Source organism: Streptomyces sp. NPDC093111 (assembly GCF_040683955.1).
Taxonomy (GTDB): Bacteria; Actinomycetota; Actinomycetes; order Streptomycetales; family Streptomycetaceae; genus Streptomyces.
This window is the reverse complement of record NZ_JBFBNW010000010.1, coordinates 81,408-100,547: the sequence shown is the minus strand read 5'-3', so window position 1 is coordinate 100,547 and position 19,140 is coordinate 81,408. Positions and strand designations below refer to the sequence as shown.

Here is a 19,140-nt window from a genome sequence, read left to right as displayed (position 1 = left end):
CTTCTCTCGCGGGTAGGTGAGACCGCTCCGCGGCAGGGCGGCTATCCCAGCAAGATAACGCCACATTTCGGACTTTTGGCGCAGGATTGGCGACTCGGGGCGGCCGGAGAAGCGCCCGTCAGACCTCCGGGCGGAGCATCGGCGGGTTCAGCAGGGTGGCCCCACCAGCGCGGAACAACTGGGCGGGGCGCCCGCCCTGACGGGTCGTGGTGCCGCCGGCCGGAACGAGGAACCCGGGCGTGCCGGTCACCTTCCGGTGGAAGTTGCGCGGGTCGAGAGCCACTCCCCACACGGCCTCGTAGACCCGGCGGAGCTCGCCGACCGTGAACTCGGGCGGGCAGAACGCCGTCGCCAGCGAGGAGTACTCGATCTTGGAGCGGGCACGCTCCACTCCGTCGGCCAGGATCCGGGCGTGGTCGAAGGCGAGCGGCTCGGGCTGCCCGTCCTCGTGCGCTCCGGCCCCGTCGAGCCCCAGCAGGTCCTCGACCGGGGCCCAGCGCGCGCTGTTGGCGTCACCGCCCGCGCGCGGCGCCGGAAGGTCCGGGGCCAGTGCCAGATGCGCCACGCTCACGACCCGCATGCGCGGGTCCCGGTCGGGCGCCCCGTAGGTCGCGAGCTGTTCCAGATGCGCCCCGGCCCCGGGTACCGGCCCGGGGGCGCCCGGGTCGTGCACGCACAGCCCGGTCTCCTCCACCAGCTCGCGCGCGGCGGCGCCGTCCAGGTCCTCGTTCTCCCGGACGAACCCGCCCGGCAGCGCCCAGCGCCCCTGGAAGGGCTGCTCCCCCCGTTTCACGACCAGGGCGCACAGGGCATGGCGCCGCACGGTGAGCACGACCAGGTCGACGGTGACAGCGAAGGGCGGAAAGGCCGACGGGTCGTAGGGTGGCATGCGGCGATCATAGTCGTCTCCCTGACGATAAACACGCCTGCGGGAAGGATCACCTTCCATTCCTCATACCCCCAGCTGGAGGCCGGGGGCTGCTTCCTCGACCATGCCGAGGCCGAGCCTGCCGACGCGGGCAGCGAACGGTTCGCCCGCGACGCGCAGTCCGGACAGCCGGACCTCCCCGAGCGGGGCCGAGCGGAGCGGACGCAGGGCGACCGTCCGCCCCGGGGCGTCCGGGCGGACGCCGATCAGCACGGTCAGCAGCTGGATCGGCGCGGCGGCGGCCACCGCCGCCGGCCGGCAGGCCGCCGGGTGCGGAGCGGGCCGCGAACCGGACGTCCGCCGCTCCCCCGCGTACATCTCGGGGAGCCGGTGGTCGAAGGCCGCCGCCGCGTCCACGACCCCGCGCAGCAACGTGGCTGCCTCCTCCTCGTACCCCGCCGCGGCCAGCCCCGCGACAGCCACCGCGGTCTCGTGCACCCGCACCGCACCGGAGCGGTGCCCGAACGGGTTGTACCCCGGCTCCTTCATACCGAGGCCGCGCAGCCCCCAGCCGGAGTCCAGCGCGGGAGACGTGAGCAGCCCGGCCAGCCGCTCGGTCTGGCTCTTGTCGAGCAGCCCGGGCGCGCGGAGGCCACCCGCCGCGAGGCCGGTGTCGAGGAGGTGCGCCGCCCAGCCCCCGAGGTACGGCAGGAGACGTCCGTCAGGGGTCCGGGCGAGCGCGGGGCGTCCGCCCTGCGGGTCGTCGAGCCAGAACCGGTCCCGGAACCGGTCGCGCAGCGCCCGCGCCCATTCCCGCCAGGCTTCCCCGCCCGGTCGTCCGCAGGCGTCGAGGAGGTCGGCGCCGAGCACGGCGGCCCGGTGCGCGTGGGCCTGGGTCTCGGCCCGCGCCGGTCCGGCGGGCCCCGGCTCCTGGACGAACCCGTCGGTGTCGAGGGCCCCGCGGAGCCACTCGAGGCACCGCTCGGCCGCGGGGAGCAGTTCGGTGAGGTCCTGTTCGGGCAGGCCCCAGCGGCGGGCCTCGGCGAGCACGGCGGGGAAGGCCAGGGTCGCTTCCACTCCGGTGCAGCGGGGCGGAAGGTGGGGGCCGGCGTCCCTGAGCGGCCCGGGGACGCGGCCCGATTCCCGGCCGGCCCCCCGGAGTTGGGTGCGGGCGAGGGCGCGGAGGGTGGTGACCGCCAGTCGGGTGCCGAGCGGAAGGGCCATGCGGGCGGCCCAGAGTGCCTCGGCGGTGACGGGTCCGCAGCGCCAGGGCACCCCGGCCGCGAGGTGGACGTCGGCGGGGTGGGCGGGGTCGCGCTGGAGCAGGGCGCGCAGGTCGTCGGTCGAGACGGCCAGCAGTTCGGCGAGGCGGGGGTCGTCGCCTTCGGCGGCGGCGTCGGCAAGGATGTGGCCACCGGGGCGGCCCGCGCCGGCACCCGGGTGCCCGGTGGCCCGCTCGCCGCGGACCCGGAGGGTGAGGGCGAAGGTGCCCCCGGGGGCGAGCTCGGCCTCCCAGCGGAGCAGTCCGGCCGCCGCGAGGGCGTCGCTGGGCGGAGGGTCCGCCATGACCGCGGCCGCGCTGCCGTCGGGTGCCGTCCAGCGCAGCCCGGTGCCGTGGACGCTCCCGGAGAGTTCGGGTCCGGGCCGTCCGGCCGCCACCGCCCCCAGATCCGCGAGATCCGTGCCCAGAGCGATCTCCACGGGGAGCCGCATGGCGCGGGGGACGGAGCTGCGGAGGGTGATCCGCTCGGTCCCGTCGGCCTCGCGCGAGCGCTCCACGGTGAGACCGGGATCGGGGCCGTTGTCGCCGGGCGTGCGCACGACGCCGAGGAACTCGGCGCGGTCCGCGCCGGTCGACCGGCCCTGGAGGGGGACGGGTTCGCGGCCCGCGACGCGCAGGACGCAGCGGGAGAGGAGCCTGCGTCCGGAGAGGTAGACCCCTTCGAGGCCGGCGCCGGTGAGCTGCGCGTGCCGCGCGCTGACGGCGAGGGCGGGCAGGGCGACGCCGACGAGGGCGTCGTGCACGGCGGGCAGTTCACCGGGGCGGTTCGCTCCGGTGGCTCCGGCGAGGGACGGTTGTCCGGCGGGGGGCCCGGGGGCCTGGGCGGAGCTGGGGGCCATGACGGGTGCGTGAAGCTCTCTGTGCGGTCCTGGCGGCTGGGCCGGCCCGGACGGCGGGCGCGCCGGGAGCTGTTCGGTACGTGCGCGCTCCCGGCGGTGGGGCGGGGCTTCCGCTCGCGCGGAACCGCCACACAGGTGAACGCCGCCACGGCCCGCGGGGTCACGGGCCTCATCCGCCGCTCCTCGTCCCCCGCCGCCCGGCCCGCCGGACCACCGCGCTCCTCGGCGCGGTCGCCGCGCGCCGGACGGCTCCGGCGTCGCGCACGGGGGCGCGGCCCGCTCCGCTCCGCCGGGTGGTCCGCATGGCGGCCACGCGGGGGCGGGGTCCGGCGGGCCGGTCGGCGACCCGCTCACGGCTCCGTCCCGTCGCGCGGGCTCCGGACCGATCCGCCCTGGGTCCCGGGCCGTGGCCCGCGGCCTCGTCGTCGCTCTCGTCGGCCTCCGCCTCCCCGGCCGCCGCCGCCTGCCGTGTGTCGCGCTCCTTGCGGAGGCAGCTGCGGAGGGATTCGGGGTCGAGGCCCTCGTTGCACGCCTGGTGGAGCAGGCGTGCGAAGAGGTACTCGGGGTCGGTGTCCAGCGCGAGGCTGAGGGCGACGCGGGCGGAGGGCTCGTCGCCGCTGGACCAGGCGACCCAGCCGGCCAGTGCCAGCGGGGCCGCCGCGTACTCCTGGTAGGGGGCGACGCAGCGGCGGGAGAGCGCCCGCCAGAGCCGCAGGGCCCCGGCGGCCACGGGGCCTTCCATCCATTCGGCGGCCTGGTCGCGGGTGTCCCGGTCCTGGAGCCCGAGGATGACCGCGGCGGCCTCCTCGGGGGTGATCCGGGCGTCGTCGGCGGCGTCGGCCGAGGCGTGTCCTCGGCCCGATGTGAGGCCCGCCCGGACGGTGAGCACGTCGTGGGGGCTGTCTGCGGCGCGGGCCGCCGGGCTCACGGGCGGCTGCGAGAGCCGCTCGATCAGGGTTCGGGCGAGCTCGATGGTGGTCGCGCGGACCTCCTGCCGTCCCTGTCCCGCGGGCGCGTCGAGGATCTTGGGCACGAGGACGAACGCGGCCTCGCCCAGGGCCGCGCGCTGGGCGGAGGTGCGCGACGGATCGGTGTCGGGCTCCCTCGGCTTCAGCCGGGCCTCCATGTCCTTGAGCGATCCGCGCACCTGGATCCCCGCGTAGGCCGCGGACGCCGCCATCACCGACGTACCGGAGAGGGCGAGGGGGGTGCCGTCCGGCGGGCAGCACCGGTTGTCGGGGCAGCAGTAGGAGAAGTAGAGGCCGTCGGAGATGCAGAGGGCTTCGAGGACGGGGACGTCCAGGGCTCCGCAGGCGGTGCGCAGGCGCTGGGCGAAGGGCCGCAGCCGCTCCATGACCCGGTGTCCGGTCTCGCCGGGGGCGGGGTCCTGGCAGAGGAAGACGACGATGGCGTCGGGGCGCTCGCCGCGCCTGGTGCTGCCCTCGACGAGGCATTCGGCCAGGTGCTCGGCGGTCTCGGGCCACTCGTGGGGCGAGCGGGGGATGCCGAGCCGGGCCCGGCCTCCGAAGCGGCCGTGCTCGCCGTGGAGCGCGACGAGCACGACGGAGTCGCTGGGGTGGAAGCCGAGCATGAACGGCAGTGCGTCGGCCAGCTCGGCGGGGCCACGCAGAGTGATCTGCGAGGCCGCGGAGGAGCCATGGGATTCGTGGCGGTTCGTGTTCATGGTCAGGACGGTCCCGCGACAGGCCCCGATCGCGAAACCCCTGTGGATAACTCTCGGTGACCGTCCGGGCGAGTTATCCACAGGAAGGGCGGCCCGTTCGCGGATTGTCCGACCGATCGGGTTGCATGGGGGCATGACCCACGCAGACCGTCCCGAAGACCGCGCCGCCCTCCGCGCCGCCGCCGACGCCGTGCTCGCCCGTCTCGTCTCCGACCCGACGGGCACGGCGAGACTGCGCGAGGACCAGTGGCGGGCCATCGAGGCGCTGGTCGCGGACAGACGCCGGGCGCTGGTCGTGCAGCGCACGGGCTGGGGCAAGTCGGCGGTGTACTTCGTGGCGACCTCGCTGCTGCGCGAGCGCGGGGCCGGCCCGACGGTGATCGTCTCGCCGCTGCTGGCACTGATGCGCAACCAGGTCGAGGCGGCGGCGCGGGCGGGCATCCGCGCCCGCACGATCAACTCGTCGAACCAGGAGGAGTGGGAGACCGTCCAGCAGGAGGTCGCCGCCGGCGAGGTGGACGTGCTGCTGGTGAGCCCGGAGCGGCTGAACAACCCGGACTTCCGCGATCAGGTGCTGCCTCGGCTCGCCGCGGCCACGGGTCTGCTCGTGGTCGACGAGGCGCACTGCATCTCGGACTGGGGCCATGACTTCCGGCCGGACTACCGGCGGCTGCGCACGATGCTGGCGGATCTGCCGGCGGGTGTGCCGGTCCTGGCGACCACGGCCACGGCGAACGCGCGGGTGACGGCGGACGTCGCCGAGCAGTTGGGGACCGGCGGGGAGACGGACGCCTTGGTGCTGCGGGGGGCGCTGGACCGGGAGAGCCTCAGCCTCGGCGTGGTCCGGCTGCCGGACGCCGCGCACCGGCTGGCGTGGCTCGCCGACCATCTCCACGAGTTGCCGGGCTCCGGGATCGTCTACACCCTGACGGTCGCCGCGGCCGAGGAGGTGACGGCCCATCTGCGCCAATGCGGGCACACCGTCTCCTCGTACACGGGCCGGACGGAGAACGCCGACCGGCAGCAGGCCGAGGAGGACCTCCAGGCGAACAGGGTGAAGGCACTGGTGGCGACCTCGGCGCTCGGCATGGGCTTCGACAAGCCGGACCTCGGCTTCGTGGTGCACCTCGGCTCACCCTCCTCCCCCATCGCCTACTACCAGCAGGTGGGCCGTGCGGGCCGTGGCGTGGAGCACGCGGAGGTGCTGCTGCTGCCGGGCAAGGAGGACGAGGCGATCTGGCAGTACTTCGCGTCGGTGGCGTTCCCGCCCGAGGAGCAGGTGCGGCGCACGCTGGACGTGCTCGCGCAGGCGGGCCGGCCGTTGTCGCTGCCCGCTCTGGAGCCGCTGGTCGAACTGCGCAGGACCCGGCTGGAGACGATGCTGAAGGTCCTCGACGTGGACGGCGCCGTCAAGCGGGTGAAGGGCGGCTGGGAGAGCACCGGGCAGCCCTGGACGTACGACACCGAGCGGTACGCCTGGGTGGCGCGGCAGCGGTCGGCGGAGCAGCAGGCCATGCGGGAGTACGCGGCGACGGACGGCTGCCGGATGGAGTTCCTGCGGCGCCAGCTGGACGACGAGGCGGCGGCCCCGTGCGGTCGCTGCGACAACTGCGCGGGCGTCAGGTTCGACGCGAAGGTCTCCGATTCGGCGCTCGACACGGCGAAGGGCGAGCTGCGCCGGGCGGGCGTGGAGGTGGAGCCGCGGAAGATGTGGCCGACCGGTCTCGCCTCGGTCGGCGTGGACCTGAAGGGCCGGATCCCGGCCGGGGAGCAGGCCTTCGCGGGCCGGGCACTGGGCCGGCTCTCGGACATCGGCTGGGGCAACCGGCTGCGTCCGATGCTCTCCGACGGCGCCGCGGACGTCGAGGTGCCGGACGATGTGGTGCAGGCGGTGGTGCGGGTGCTCGCCGACTGGGCCAAGGGGCCGGGCGGTTGGGCCTCGGGCGGGCCGGACGCGCCGCCCCGGCCGGCCGGGGTGGTCATGGTCGCCTCGCACCGCAAGCCCCGGCTCGTGGGCTCACTGGGACGAAGGATCTCCGAGATCGGCCGGATGCCCCTGCTCGGCACGGTGAAGTACGCGCCGGAGGCGGCCGACCAGCGGATCTCCCGGACGAACAGCGCGCAGCGGGTGGTCGGGCTGCAGCGGGCGCTGGTCGTCCCGGACGAGCTCGCGGAGCGCCTGGCCTCGGCGGGCGGTCCCGTCCTGCTCGTCGACGACCTCGCGGACAGTGGCTGGACGTTGGCGGTGGCGGCGAGGCTGCTGCGGCGCGCGGGAGCGGAGGGGGTGTTCCCGCTGGTGCTTGCCGTCCAGGGGTGAAACGGGGAGTGAACAATGGGCAACTGGGCAGGGATATGAGAGTCATACCGGATCATTCCAGTCAGCGGCGCCAATTGCTCGTTGCCGCTCGCGCACGGGCCAGGAAGAATTGGGAATCCGCCCCCCGCACGGCCCGTTCGCGGTCTGGTTGGACCGTGCCGTGGTGCGCCCTCACCACCTGACCCCGCCCGCGGAGCGGGCGTGTATCCGAAGGGAGGATCGTGACCCTCGGATTCGCTCCGTCCTCAGCCTCTTCGATCAGTTCGTCGTCCGGGTCGGCCAGCCGCCTCGCTCGGATGCTCGAACCGGCGGAGTGGGCCGCGGCCGGGATACCGCTGCTACGCAATCCCCGTGAGGTCGTCAGCGGCCTGCACTCCCGGCACCTGCCCACCCCGGCGACCGCGGTGGTGGCCGTCCTCGACCACGAGGAACGGCTGGCCGCCAGCGCCTCGTTCACCCGCAGGTCCGCCCCGGCGGACGGCTGGGAGTTCCGCAACGCGCTGCTCGCCCACCTGCGCCGCGTGATCCCGCACGACCTGCGCCGGCGCACTCCGGTGCGTACGGCCGTCCTGCTCTACTGCCGCGAGGGCGACGAGCGCTGGACGGAGGAGGACGGGGCCTGGATGTGGGGGCTGCGGGACGCCTGCACGCTCCACGGGCTGCGCTGCGGGGCGTACATCACGCTCACGCGAGGGGGCTGGCAGGTGCTCGGCGAGGGCCGGGTCGGCCGACGGCCGAGCTCCGACTCCCCTCCGGTGCCACTGGGCGAGGAGTCCGCTTTCGAGCGGCTCGTGCCCCGCATCGCGAGCGGGGCACCGGAGCCGTTCCGGCGGGCCGCCGCCCGCTGAGGCGACGCCCACCGGCAGGCCGGCGGACGGGCACTCCGAGCCGGCCCTCCATACGAGTGCGCCTGCTCTCCGTACGACGGATCAGCTCTCCGTACGACGGATCAGCTCGTCATACGACGGCCCGGCCCCCACACGGCGGATCGACTCCAACACGCCGGATCGACCCCACCGCGGCGGATCGGCTCTCCGTAAGGCGAACCGGTTCGCCCGCCGAGGAGCGCACCGCCGCCCGGCCGCCCGCTCAGGGGCAGCCGGGTGCCGGACGGGCGTCGGTCAGACGCCGGCGCCGAGTACGGCGTTGACGCGCTCGGCGTCGCCGCAGACGATCAGCAGCGCGGTCGCCCGCGCCAGCGCCTCGGGCAGGGAGCGCGAGACGGCGTCGTCGGCACCGCCGTTGACCGCCACGACCACCACGGGACGGGCCGCGGCCCGCTCCACGGCGGCGGCGTCCGCGAAGAACACGTCCTCGCGGGCCTCCTGCTGCGCCCAGTAGGCGGTCTCACCGAAGGACAGCTCGTGGGCCGTCCAGGGGTGCTGCTCGCCGGTGGTGAGCACCAGCACGTCGCCGGGGGCGCGGCCGGACTCCAGCAGCAGATCCACAGCCTCCTCGGCGGCGTCGAGCGCGCCGTCGGCGGTGGCGGGGATCAGCTGGATCTGGGCACCGGACCGCAGGTCGGAACGATTCTCCTGAGCTGCGGAGGGGGTCGGTCCCGCAGCGGGCTGCGGGCGCGGCACCGGCGGCGTGGGCCGGGCCGGACCGGGGACCGGGGATCCGGGCCGGGGGGCGGCCGCGGTGCGCGGGCCGGGTACGGGTCGGGGGGTCGGCACGGGGCGGCCGGCGGCCGCGGTCGCGCGGGGACCCTGGGCACTCTCGTGAATCTGAGACTCCTCGGGGATGAGAGGCATGGGTGGATGTCTATCAAACGCCGTCGCGGGAAGCTCCGGCGGGTGGGCGCGCCTGTGCGCCCCGGCCACGGGAAGGGCTCCGCCGAGGGGACCCTTGAACGGGGTCCCGCCGGAGGATTCCAGCGGCCGGAAGTCAGAAGTCGAAGCCGAGTTGGCCCCCGCTTTCGAGTGCGGCGGCCTCGGCTGAGACGCGGACCTTCTTCAGGTGCCGCCAGCGGGGCATCGCGTCGAGGTACGACCAGGAGAGCCGGTGGTACGGGGTGGGGCCCAGCTCCTCCAGCGCGGCCTTGTGGACCGGCGAGGGGTACCCCGCGTTGGCCCCGAAGGCGTACGCGGCGTACTGCTCCGCCTCCGCCTCCAGCTCGCCCATGAGCGCGTCACGCCGCACCTTGGCGATCACGGAGGCGGCGGCGACGGCGATGCAGGACTGGTCGCCCTTGATCACCGTGCGGACCTGCCAGGGGCTGCCGAGGTAGTCGTGCTTGCCGTCGAGGATCACCGCGTCGGGGCGCACCGGGAGCCCTTCCAGGGCGCGGACGGCGGCGAGCCGGAGCGCGGCGGTCATCCCGAGCGCGTCGATCTCCTCGGGAGAGGCGTCGCCGAGCGCGTACGCCGTGACCCAGTCCTGGAGCTCGGCGGCGAGCGCGGTGCGTCGCTTCGGGGTGATCAACTTGGAGTCGGTGAGTCCGGCGGGGGCTCGGCGCAGGCCGGTGACGGCGGCGCACACGGTCACGGGGCCGGCCCACGCCCCGCGTCCGACCTCGTCGACTCCGGCAACGATCTTGGCACCGGTGGTGGCCCGGATCGATCGCTCGACACTGTGGGTGGGTGGTTCATACGGCATGGCGCCAGACAGGTTACGCCGATGAACGGCTCCGCCGGTACCCGGATTCCATCTGGTGACCCGCGCCCGACCGAATCCCGACCCGTTCCCCGACCCGTCCCGGGTCCGCACGGGACCGCTCCGCACAGCCCAGGACCACTCCGGACCGCTCCACGCCGCCCCGGACCACCCCGCACCGGCCCGCCCCGACCCCCGCCGCTAGCTCCGCAGCAACGGCGCCGTGACCCGGTGGCATCTCGCTCGCGTTCACCGCCGCGGTCGTCGTGGCGCTGGTCGCGTTCGTGACCGCGGTGACCGTGATCCGGGTGCGCAGGAGCGACCTGGAAGGCGGTCCATGGGTCAGGGGGCGCCGTACGGGTCGGCGTCCGGGTCGTAGCCCTCCTCGCGGTCGGGCGGGCCGCATTCGTCGGCGGTACGGGTCAGGGGGTGCGCGTCGAGGATCTCCCTGGCCCTGGTCTCGGCCAGGCTGGTGGACGCCCAGCCTCCCTCGTCCTCGCGGAGCCGGGTGTCGATGTCGACGAGCGCGCAGGAGCGCAGGGGTTCGGGGAGCCGGTCGAGGGCGGGGACGGCGTCGGCCGAGAGCCCTTCGAGGTAGTTCACGTCGATCTTGCCGAGTCGTTCGTGCCGGTCGACGTTCTGCCGGGCGATGACGGCGTCCGGCTGGATCAGGCCGAAGACCAGGACGAACCCGGCCGCGCTGGCGGCGAGCGCGCGGGGCAGCAGGCGGGCGCCCCAGATCCCGGCAGCCATGATCAGCAGGAGGGCGACGCCCAGCCAGATCTCCATGGTGGCGACGGAGATCCGCAACCGGGTCAGGCCGTACGCGTCCACGTACAGGTCCATCCTGCGCAGTGCGGAGGCGACGACGACGAGGGTGAGGACGCACAGGGTGCCGAGCACGCTCCGCACGAGCCGTCGGTCCCCCGCGTCGGTACGCGGTGCCCAGCGCAGCGCCAGGCCGATCACCGCGAGGGTGAGGAGCGTCGCCGTGAGCAGCTGCCAGAAGCCCTGGCGCGCGTACTCCGCGTACGTCAGGCCGGTCTCGCTGAGCACCTTGTCGTAGCCGCCGAAGAGTACGGCGAGCTGGATCGCGTTGAAGGCGGCGAACAGCAGGTTCAGCACGATGAGCGGGAGGGCCCACTCCAGTCGGCCGCGGGGCTTGCCGGGGGTGAACGCCAGGCGGTCCCAGCGGAGCGGGGCGGCTGCCGTGCGGGCGACGGCGATGGCGCCGAGCAGGCCCAGCAGGAAGCAGAGGGTGCGCCAGGGCGCCTGATCGATCGAGATGTCGGGCATGAGCGAGCCGAGCAGGTCGGCGAAGGCGGCGTCCGCGCCGGCGAACAGGGCGCCGAAGACGACCAGCAGGCCGAGGGCGATCAGGCCGGTGCGCAGGATCGGGCCCCATCGGCCGCGCGAGCCGTCCGCGCGGTCGCGGACCCCGCGCCAGGCCCACATCATGCCGCCGCCGACGGAGTCGAAGAGGCCGACGGGTCCGAACAGCATGCTGGACCAGCCGCGGCCGCCGTGCAGGGCGAAGCCGGTGAGGCCGATGGCGGTGACGACCGCGAGGAAGGTGGGCCAGCCCGCGTCGCTCAGTGCGGGGACGGCGAGCAGGGCGGCACCGCCGAGGGCCCAGACGAGGGTCCAGGGGCGGAGCCGACGCCCGGCGGCGCGGGCGGCGAAGGCCCCCGCGACGGTGGCGGGCACTGCCACGAGCAGCAGGTTCACCCCCGCCCCGTCCCCGAGGAGCAGGGCGGCGAACAGGGCGGTGGCGACGATCGCCCAGAGCGTCGCCGGGGTCGCGGCCCCCGGCGCCGGGGGCCGTAGTCGGCTCGGGGCGCTCGGCTTCCTCGGGGGCGCCCAGGGATGCTGCGGCAGCGAGCCGTACGCGCCGGGCCACCCCGGCGGCGGCCCACCGACCGGCGTGGCCGCGACGGCGTGCGCGGGAGAGCCCGCGGGCATGCCCGACGGGCCGCCGGGGACGGGTCCGGCCGCCGGCGCGACCGCGGGCGCAGCCCGCACGGGCTGCGGCGCGTCCTGCGACGGCCCGTCACCCCTCCTCAGCGGCAAGTCCCGCTGCGGCCCGTCACCCTCCCTCGGTGGGCCGTCCCCCTGCGGCCCGTCGTCCTTCCTCGGAGACGCGTCCTGCGACGGCCCGTCACCCTTCCTCAGCGGCGCGTCCTGCCGCGACACGTCACCCACCCTCGGCGGCGTGTCCTGCCTCGCCCCGTCACCCACCCTCGGTGGCTCGTCCCGCGGCGGGTTGTCGTTCGCTCCGCTGTCCTGTGGTGGCTGTGCGGACGGTGTGTCGGTCACGGGACCCCCTCCCGGCCCGGCGCCCGCGGGCGCGGCCGGGAGGCGGCGCCCGGTCGTGGCCGGGTGTCTCGTCGGCGCGCTCTTGTCATGATCAGCGCATCGGAGTGGCCGACTCTAACCGCGTCCCGCCCCCGCGAACCCGCCCGGCGGCCCCTGTGGCAGGACCGTGACACTCCGCTCCGGCGCAGGCCGTGGCGGTACGGCGTCGGGATCCGTTACGAGGGCACTCCGGTGGGCACCCAGGCCGGCAGCTCCTCGGTCTGGTCCAGCCAGGCGGCCGGGGGCGCCCCGGCCGGGGTGGTGGCGACGACCCCGCCCGCGATGGCGCAGGTGGTGTCGACGTCGCCGCCCACGGCCGCCGTCGTCCAGAACATGCGCTCGAAGTCGCCGAGCGAGCGGGCCGCCGACCAGAGGGCGAACGGCACGGTGTCGTGGGCGCTGGTGCGCCGGCCGCTGCCCAGCACCGCGGCGACCGTCGCCGCGTCCCCGTAGTCGAGCATGTCGCGGGCCCGGCGCAGGCCGGCCCCGACGGCGCTGCGCGGGACCAGGGCGACGACGCCGTCGAGCAGCGCCTCGGGGGTGGGCGGGCCCGAGGGGTTCGCGGCGAGCGCGGCGGCCGCGGCGACGGCCATCGCCCCGACCACGGCCTCACGGTGCTGGTGGGTGGTGTAGGCGGAGATCTCGGCCTGGTGGGTCGCCTGTTCGGGGTCGTCGGCGTACCAGGCGCCGAGGGGGGCGATCCGCATGGCGGCGCCGTTGCCCCAGGAGCCCTGCCCCTTGAAGAGGGCGGCCGCGAGCTCGCGCCAGTCGCCGCCCTCCCGGATCAGCCGGAGCATCCGGTTGACGGCGGGGCCGTAGCCGCGGTCGAAGTCGTGGTGGTGGGCGAAGGACGCGGCGAGCGCGTCCTGGTCGATCCGGTCGTGGGTGACGAGCACGGCGAGAACGGAGCAGGCCATCTCGGTGTCGTCGGTCCACTGCCAGGGACCGGTGGGCGGCTCGTGCCGCTTCAGGAGGGGATAGTGGGCGGGGACGAAGTACTGGGAGCCCAGTGCGTCCCCCACGGACAGCCCGCGCAGGCTGGCCAGGGCGCGTTCGAAGCGCCGGTCGGGAGAGGAATCAGCGGTCATCGCTCTGCCACTCTATCCGGTGGGGCCGTACGGTTCCGGGGTACGCCAGCGTTCGAAGGGCCGGTCGAGCCGGTACTTCCCGTCCTCGCCGAGGAGCAGCGTCCTGGTCTCCGCGTTTCCCGGGTTGGACAGCGACTCGAAGTCGGCGACCGTCCAGTGGAACCAGCGCATGCAGAACAGCCGCATGGTCAGCCCGTGGGTGACGAGCAGGACGTTGGGCGGGTGGTCGGGCGCCTCGAAGCTGCGGTAGAGGCTCTCCAGGAACGCCCCGACCCGGTCGTACACGTCCGCGCCCGACTCGCCCTGGGCGAAGCGGTAGAAGAAGTGTCCGTACGCGTCCCGGTAGGCCTTCTGGAGGCGTACGTCCTCCCGGTCCTGCCAGTTGCCCCAGTCCTGCTCGCGCAGGCGCGGCTCCTCCCTGACCCGTACGCTGCCCGGATCGAGCCGGAAGGCGCCCAGGGTCTCGTGCGTCCGCCGGTACGGCGACACGTAGACGCTGACCTGTTCCTGCCCGAAGAGTTCCCTCAGCCGTCCCCCTGTCTCCTCCGCCTGCCGCCATCCGGTCTCGGTGAGCCGGAGTGCGTGGTCGGGCTCCCTCTCGTACACCGTGTCATCGGCATTGCCCTCGGATTCTCCGTGCCGTACGAGGACGATGCGCCGCGGTCGTGCCATGGGTCGACCCTAGATCGCCCCGCCGCGGCGGGCTCAGTCGACCAGGTGTCCGGAGTCCATCCGGCGTATCCGCCCGGTGAACCGGCGGCGCAGTTCGCGGTCGTGGGAGACGACGACCACGGCGCCCGGCCACTGCTCCAGCGCCTCCTCCAGTTCCTCGACGAGTCCGAGGGCCAGGTGGTTGGCCGGTTCGTCGAGGAGCAGGAGGTCGGCGGGGCGAGCAAGGAGGCGGGCGAGTGCCAGGCGGCGGCGCTGCCCGGCGGAGAGGCTGCCGACCGGGACCCGCAGGTCGGCGGGGCGGAACAGTCCGTAGGAGAGGAGCAGTTCGGCCTGCTCGTCCTCGGTGAGCGGGAGTCCGCGGCCGAAGGTGGCGAGGAGGCGCTCGGCCGGGCGGTGTGCCGGTATCTCCTGGGCGAGGAACGCGGTGCGTCCACGGCGGGTGACCCGGCCTGTGTCGGGCTCGGTCAGGCCCGCCATGACGCGGAGCAGGGTGGACTTGCCCGCCCCGTTGTCCCCGTGGATCAGCAGCCGGTCGCCCGCGTCGACGGTCAGGGCGTCGACGCGGAGGCGGTCGGCGACCCGGACGCCGTCGAGGGCGAGCAGCGTGCCCTCGGTCCGGCCGGCGACCGGACGTGCGGTGAACGCGAGGGGCTTCGGTGGCGCGGGGACCGGCTCCTCGTGGAGCCTGCGCAGGCGTTCCTGGGCGTTGCGCACGCGGCCGGAGACGGAGGCCTGGACCCGGCCGGCCGCGCGGTCGTAGGCCATCTTGTTGTTGTCTTTGATGGCCCGGCCGGGTGCCACGCCGAGCGCGGTCGTCGTCGTGTAGGCGGCGAGTCGGGCGGTCTCGGCGCACCACTCGGCGTGGGCCTGCTCCCAGCGGTGTCTGGCGGCGGCCCGTTCGGCGCGGAAGCCCGCGTATCCGTCGCCGTACCGCACGACGGTCCGGCGGTCGGCGTCGACCTCCAGGATCGCGGTGGTCACGCGTTCCAGGAAGACCCGGTCGTGGGAGACGGCCAGGACGGTGCCGGGGTGGGCGAGGAGGGAGTCCTCCAGCCAGTCGAGCGCACGGGCGTCCAGGTGGTTGGTCGGCTCGTCAAGGAACAGCACCTCGGGTGCGGCGGCGATCGCGCAGGCGATGCCGAGTCTGGCCCGCTCTCCGCCGGAGAGGCTGCCGAGGCGGCGGTCCCGGCCGAGGTGGGCCAGACCGAGGGCGTGCAGGGCCTTGTCGACGCGGGCGTCCGCCTCGTATCCGCCGCGCAGTTCGAAGGCGGTGAGCAGGTCGCCGTACTCGCCGAGGGTCCGTGGGCCGGCGGTGCCGAGCCCGGCTTCCAGGGCGCGCAGGCGGCGCTCCATGGTCCGCAGTTCGGCGAGCGCCGCGTCGACGGCTTCGGTGACGGTGGCTCCGGGCGGCAGCTCGGGGGTCTGGGCGAGCAGGCGGGTGCCGCCGTCGGCCAGGGTGACGGCTTCGCCGGAATCAGGCGTGTCGAGCCCTCCGAGTATCCGCAGCAGGGTGGACTTGCCCGCGCCGTTCTCGCCCACGATCCCGATCCGCTCGCCGGGGCGGACGGTGAGCGAGACCTGGTCGAGCAGCAGGCGTTCGCCACGGGTGACGGTCACGTCGTGAAGAGAGATCTGGGTGGGCAAAGGGCACCTCCGTACGGAGCCACGGCGAACGACCTGACCCCATTTAACGCAACGGATGTCGCGTTACTACGAGTGTGGCACACTCGACACGACTAACGCAACGGGAGTAGCAATTGAACGAGTCGTCCGAGGAAGAGCGGTCCCCCGCCCCCGGCAGCAGGCGCCCCGGCGGGCGCACCGCCCGGACCCGCGCCGCGGTCCGCGACGCCGTCCTGACCGGCCTGGCCGAGCACGGATACCCGGCCCTCACCGTCGAGTACGTCGCCGAGCGATCGGGGGTGCACAAGACGACGCTCTACCGGCGCTGGGGCGGCGTGGAGGGCATGGTCGCGGACGCGCTGGCGCTCGCCGGCGAGGACGCGTGGGCGGCCCCGGACACCGGGAGCCTCGCCGGTGATCTGCGCGCGCTGGCCCTCGAGGTGACCGATGCCTTCGCCGACCCGGCACAGGCGGCCGCGCCGACGGCCTTCGTGGGCGCCGCGTTCCAGTCGGAGCGGGCCGCGGAGTCGCTGCGCGACTTCTACACGGAGCGTTTCCGGCGCTGCGAGCCCGTCGTGGACCGGGCCGTGGCCCGTGGCGAGGCGCCGGCCGGTACGGACCCGGGCGCGGTCGTCCGGGCGGTGTCGGCGCCCCTGTTCCTCCGCCTCTTCGTCACCCGCGAACCGGTGGACGCGCGGGCCGCCGACGAGGCCGCGCGGACGGTCCTCGCCGCGGTCGAGGCGGGCGCGTTCGTCCCCGAGCCCGACGCACCGCCCCAGCAGACGTCCGACGCGGCGGCCCGGGCGTCCGACGCGGCGGCCCGAATGTCCGACGCGCCGCCCCAGCGGACCCCCGGCGCGACAACACAGACGTCCGATGCAACAGCCCGGACGTCCGACGCGCCGCCCCGGCGGACGCCCGACACTCCGACCGCCTGACCCGCGTCAGGACCGCCCGCCGGTCACACCGCCCAGGACGATTCGAGCTGCACCACGTCGCCCGTCAGGGCCGCCACGTCGGCCGCGGTCTGTGCCCGCAGGCCGAGGCGTTCCACCCGTTCCACCCGGTACTTCCCGTGCTCGGCGGCCGAGTTCCACATCGAGAGCACCAGGAACTCGTGCCCCGGAGCCTCCCCGAAAAGCCCCCGGAGCATGCCGGGGGACCCGGCCATCGCCGGGTTCCACACCTTCTCCTGCATCAGGGCGAAGTGCTCCGCCCGCTCCTCGTGGACGCGGCTGTGGGCCACGCGTGCCACGTCGGCGTCGGCGAAGCGCGGCTCGAAGCCCGTCTTCACGTCGAAGCGGTGGTCGAACAGCTTGACCTGGGCGTTCTTGAAGGTGCCGGCCTGGGTGGCGGCGAGCCGGTCATGGGAGCGGGCCATGAACGAGTCGTAGAACGCCCGGCTCTCCCAGAACGCGAAGACATGCGCGACATCGGGCCGTCGCCGGCTCCATCCGCCGCCCTGCCCCCGGAAGCCCGGCTCACCGAGCAGCCCCGCCCATTTCCGCTGCCCCCGCTCGAACCCTCGACGGTCCACCACGGTGCAGCGAATCCACTTGACCAGCACCGCGCCATGGTACGGGGCGGAGCGACGCGCCGTCAGATCTCCGCGGACTGCAGCCGCACGAGACGGGCGGCCTCCTCGGCGTCCAGTTCGATTCCGAACAGCTCGGCGAGGATCCCGGCCAACTCCTCGGGCGCGATCGTCCGTTCCTCGGTCGTGCCGTCGACGCGTATGGAGGTCAGGCCGGACCGGACGAGGGACCTGCGTACCTCGGAGCCCGGCCGCAGGACCACCACCTGGCCGACGAAGCGGGACCGCGGGTGGCTGGAGCTGTAGTGGTTCATCAGCTCGAAGTCCACGGGGTACACGGAGTGCGGGGCGAACGCGTACAGGTCGACCCACCCCTCCGGGCGGAGCGAGCGCAGCAGGTGGACGCCCTCGGCCTCCGCCACGATGCCGAAGACCCAGCCGTCCTGCTCGACCCGCGCCCCGTCGACCAGCGGTATCGGCTCCAGCGGGCCCTGCCAGCCGAACCCCGCGTCGGCGAGCCACTGTTCACCGTCGATCGTCACGACGAGCAGCGCGTGGGTGATCGCCGTCAGCGCGTCCCCGCGCGACCGGTTGCGGGCGCCGCGCCCCGCCACCTGGAAGCCGATCCGTTCCAGGGCGGCCGCGAGGAGCGAGTTCTGCTCGTAGCAGTAGCCGCCGCGCCGCCGGCCCACCAGCTTGGCCTGGACGCTCTTGAGATCGAGCGGGATCCGGCGCCCCAGCGCCACGTCGAGGTTCTCGAAGGAGATGGCCCGCACATGCGCCCGGTGCAGGGCGCGCAGCGTCGGCAGGTCCGGGGCGAGCTCCCCCGCGTACCCGATCCGCGCCAGATATGCGTCCAGATCCAGCTCTTCCCCGCTCCACATCCGACATCCCCCGTCGACCGATGACACGTTGACCACATGACACCATGAACGAGTCGTCAGGAATCGCACAGGGAGAGGGGATTCACGGTGAGCGGACTCAACAAGGGGGTCGGCAAGGCCGAGGTGACGCTCAAGTGGGACCCGAGCCCCATGGGCACGCCCCCACACGACCTGGACCTCGTCGCGGGGGTCTACACGGCGGACGCCCCCTACGGACCTCCGGACTATCTCGTGCACTTCGACAGCCGGTCCCCCGACGGCACGATCACGCTGCACCGCGACAGCCGTACGGGGCAGGGCTTCGGCTACGACGAGGCGATGACCCTGGAGCTGACCAGGCTCGCGCCGCGCTACGCGCGCGTGGTGGTGGGCGTGGCCATCCAGCAGGGCGGGGGCAGGCTCACCTTCGGCCAGGTCGCGCACACGGGCGTCCTGGTGCGCGAGGGCTACACGGACCTGCTGGAGGACGACTTCGCGGCCGTGGCGGACGCGACCGCGGCGACGGTCGCCGAGTTCACCCGTGACGGCGTCGAGGGCTGGACCCTGCGCCCGCTGTCCGTCGGATTCGACACGGATCCGCGCGATTTCGGTGCCCAGATGGGGGCGCGGCGCGCCTGACGCGGCGCGGGGACCGGCCCGTCGGGCCGGTCCCCGCTTCCGTCACCGCGCGGTCCAGCCGGGAACGGTGGGCAGCACCCGCTCGGCGACCCGCAGCAGCGCCGCGTCGTCGGGGACCGCCTCGTCCTGGCGCCAGACGACGATCTCGAAAGAGCCGCCGCCGTCCTTCGCGTCCTTGGCGACGAGCAGATGCCGGGCGATGCCGCCGGTGCCCGTCTCGGCCTTGCCGTCGCCACCGCCGCCGAGCGGGATCTTGAGCGCGATGGTCCGGTCCGAGTAGAGGACCGCCTGGCGCCCCAGGACCCGCGTCGGCTCCGCCGTCCTGCCCAGCAGCTGTCCCATCTGGGCGACCGGGAGGCGGTCGTAGGAGACCGACAGCTTCGCGGAGTACGTCGTGAAGCGCACGTCGCCCTCGGGCGACGCGATCTGCGCGCCCCCGGCCAGGCCGACCCACCCATCGCTGCCCCAGGCGTTCTGCGCCTCCTCGCCGGGAGTGCCCAGGAGGCTGGGCAGGTCCGGCCTGTTCAGCGCCCGACAGAGCGCGTCACCCGGGATGTATCCGGCCGGACGCGTGCGCTTCGGCTCCGGCGTCTCAGCGTGCGCGGGCGTGCACACGGCCGGGCCCCGCGCCTCGGCCTCCTCCATCCCGGTCTTGGCCATGTACCAGAAGCTGCCGGCCAGAACGCCCCCCAGGGCCAGCGCGGCGACCACCTGCCCCACCACGCCCGGCCCGCTCGGCGTCCCGTCCGTACCGGTGGTTCCCTCGCTCATGTTCCCCCCT

Annotated in this window: 15 protein-coding genes and 1 pseudogene; 4 read left to right on the top strand and 12 right to left on the bottom strand. The window is 74.6% G+C overall.

Annotated elements, in window-relative coordinates; genetic code table 11:
• Positions 1–118: 118 nt before the first annotated feature.
• The 3 genes from AB0Q96_RS19010 to AB0Q96_RS19000 all read right to left on the bottom strand — a co-directional run bounded on the left by AB0Q96_RS19010 (position 119) and on the right by AB0Q96_RS19000 (position 4,673).
• Positions 119–889, bottom strand: a complete 771-nt coding sequence (locus AB0Q96_RS19010) for an NUDIX domain-containing protein (RefSeq protein WP_365326830.1) — start codon at positions 887–889, stop codon at positions 119–121.
• A 63-nt stretch (positions 890–952) separates the two neighbouring features.
• Complete coding sequence (locus tag AB0Q96_RS19005) at positions 953–2,989, bottom strand: glycogen debranching N-terminal domain-containing protein (protein ID WP_365326828.1); 2,037 nt, start codon at positions 2,987–2,989, stop codon at positions 953–955.
• Positions 2,990–3,158: 169 nt separating this feature from the next.
• Entirely contained in the window at positions 3,159–4,673 is a 1,515-nt protein-coding gene (locus AB0Q96_RS19000) for a DUF4192 domain-containing protein (protein WP_365326826.1), read from the bottom strand.
• Positions 4,674–4,806: 133 nt separating this feature from the next.
• Between AB0Q96_RS19000 and AB0Q96_RS18995 the strand changes: the two genes are divergently transcribed.
• A complete protein-coding gene (locus AB0Q96_RS18995; protein ID WP_365326825.1) occupies positions 4,807–6,990 on the top strand; it encodes a RecQ family ATP-dependent DNA helicase in 2,184 nt (727 codons plus the stop codon).
• Positions 6,991–7,211: 221 nt separating this feature from the next.
• Positions 7,212–7,838: a hypothetical protein gene (locus tag AB0Q96_RS18990; protein WP_365326823.1), complete on the top strand. Its 627-nt coding sequence runs from the start codon at positions 7,212–7,214 to the stop codon at positions 7,836–7,838.
• A gap of 273 nt (positions 7,839–8,111) precedes the next feature.
• On the opposite strand, the gene AB0Q96_RS18985 is transcribed toward AB0Q96_RS18990, so the two are convergent.
• The 6 genes from AB0Q96_RS18985 to AB0Q96_RS18960 form a co-directional block, all read right to left on the bottom strand.
• Complete coding sequence (locus tag AB0Q96_RS18985; protein WP_365326821.1) at positions 8,112–8,744, bottom strand: hypothetical protein; 633 nt, start codon at positions 8,742–8,744, stop codon at positions 8,112–8,114.
• Between the two features lie 133 nt (positions 8,745–8,877).
• A complete protein-coding gene (locus tag AB0Q96_RS18980) occupies positions 8,878–9,588 on the bottom strand; it encodes a ribonuclease HII (protein ID WP_365326819.1) in 711 nt (236 codons plus the stop codon).
• Positions 9,589–9,927: 339 nt separating this feature from the next.
• Entirely contained in the window at positions 9,928–11,607 is a 1,680-nt protein-coding gene (locus AB0Q96_RS18975) for a DUF4173 domain-containing protein (RefSeq protein WP_365326817.1), read from the bottom strand.
• Positions 11,608–12,116: 509 nt separating this feature from the next.
• Positions 12,117–13,028 (bottom strand): ADP-ribosylglycohydrolase family protein, encoded by a 912-nt coding sequence (locus tag AB0Q96_RS18970; RefSeq protein ID WP_365326815.1) that lies wholly within the window; start codon positions 13,026–13,028, stop codon positions 12,117–12,119.
• Between the two features lie 12 nt (positions 13,029–13,040).
• The gene (locus AB0Q96_RS18965; RefSeq protein WP_365326813.1) at positions 13,041–13,700 is read right to left on the bottom strand and encodes a histidine phosphatase family protein; all 660 of its coding nucleotides are present in this window, start codon (positions 13,698–13,700) and stop codon (positions 13,041–13,043) included.
• Positions 13,701–13,733: 33 nt separating this feature from the next.
• Positions 13,734–15,344: an ABC-F family ATP-binding cassette domain-containing protein gene (locus AB0Q96_RS18960; protein WP_365326811.1), complete on the bottom strand. Its 1,611-nt coding sequence runs from the start codon at positions 15,342–15,344 to the stop codon at positions 13,734–13,736.
• Between the two features lie 113 nt (positions 15,345–15,457).
• Between AB0Q96_RS18960 and AB0Q96_RS18955 the strand changes: the two are divergent.
• Positions 15,458–16,075, top strand: a pseudogene (locus AB0Q96_RS18955) (TetR/AcrR family transcriptional regulator C-terminal ligand-binding domain-containing protein); the annotation flags it as partial.
• Between the two features lie 209 nt (positions 16,076–16,284).
• On the opposite strand, the gene AB0Q96_RS18950 reads toward AB0Q96_RS18955, so the two are convergent.
• Positions 16,285–16,890, bottom strand: coding sequence for a YdbC family protein (locus AB0Q96_RS18950; protein ID WP_365326809.1), 606 nt, complete (start codon positions 16,888–16,890; stop codon positions 16,285–16,287).
• Positions 16,891–16,922: 32 nt separating this feature from the next.
• The gene (locus AB0Q96_RS18945) at positions 16,923–17,741 is read right to left on the bottom strand and encodes an arylamine N-acetyltransferase (RefSeq protein ID WP_365326807.1); all 819 of its coding nucleotides are present in this window, start codon (positions 17,739–17,741) and stop codon (positions 16,923–16,925) included.
• A gap of 87 nt (positions 17,742–17,828) precedes the next feature.
• Here AB0Q96_RS18945 and AB0Q96_RS18940 point away from each other — a divergent pair, with 87 nt between their 5' ends.
• The gene (locus AB0Q96_RS18940; protein ID WP_365326805.1) at positions 17,829–18,359 is read left to right on the top strand and encodes a TerD family protein; all 531 of its coding nucleotides are present in this window, start codon (positions 17,829–17,831) and stop codon (positions 18,357–18,359) included.
• A 42-nt stretch (positions 18,360–18,401) separates the two neighbouring features.
• On the opposite strand, the gene AB0Q96_RS18935 is transcribed toward AB0Q96_RS18940, so the two are convergent.
• The gene (locus AB0Q96_RS18935) at positions 18,402–19,130 is read right to left on the bottom strand and encodes a DUF6215 domain-containing protein (RefSeq protein WP_365326803.1); all 729 of its coding nucleotides are present in this window, start codon (positions 19,128–19,130) and stop codon (positions 18,402–18,404) included.
• Between the last annotated feature and the right edge of the window lie 10 nt (positions 19,131–19,140).

Excerpts from the sequence above, each read along its gene's own strand:
- AB0Q96_RS19005 (WP_365326828.1), bottom strand. The coding sequence starts at position 2,989 with ATGGCCCCCAGCTCCGCCCAGGCCCCCGGGCCCCCCGCCGGACAACCG.
- AB0Q96_RS18945 (WP_365326807.1), bottom strand. The coding sequence starts at position 17,741 with ATGTGGAGCGGGGAAGAGCTGGATCTGGACGCATATCTGGCGCGGATC.
- AB0Q96_RS19000 (WP_365326826.1), bottom strand. The coding sequence starts at position 4,673 with ATGAACACGAACCGCCACGAATCCCATGGCTCCTCCGCGGCCTCGCAG.
- AB0Q96_RS18965 (WP_365326813.1), bottom strand. The coding sequence starts at position 13,700 with ATGGCACGACCGCGGCGCATCGTCCTCGTACGGCACGGAGAATCCGAG.
- AB0Q96_RS18985 (WP_365326821.1), bottom strand. The coding sequence starts at position 8,744 with ATGCCTCTCATCCCCGAGGAGTCTCAGATTCACGAGAGTGCCCAGGGT.
- AB0Q96_RS19010 (WP_365326830.1), bottom strand. The coding sequence starts at position 889 with ATGCCACCCTACGACCCGTCGGCCTTTCCGCCCTTCGCTGTCACCGTC.
- AB0Q96_RS18995 (WP_365326825.1), top strand. The coding sequence starts at position 4,807 with ATGACCCACGCAGACCGTCCCGAAGACCGCGCCGCCCTCCGCGCCGCC.
- AB0Q96_RS18970 (WP_365326815.1), bottom strand. The coding sequence starts at position 13,028 with ATGACCGCTGATTCCTCTCCCGACCGGCGCTTCGAACGCGCCCTGGCC.
- AB0Q96_RS18935 (WP_365326803.1), bottom strand. The coding sequence starts at position 19,130 with ATGAGCGAGGGAACCACCGGTACGGACGGGACGCCGAGCGGGCCGGGC.
- AB0Q96_RS18980 (WP_365326819.1), bottom strand. The coding sequence starts at position 9,588 with ATGCCGTATGAACCACCCACCCACAGTGTCGAGCGATCGATCCGGGCC.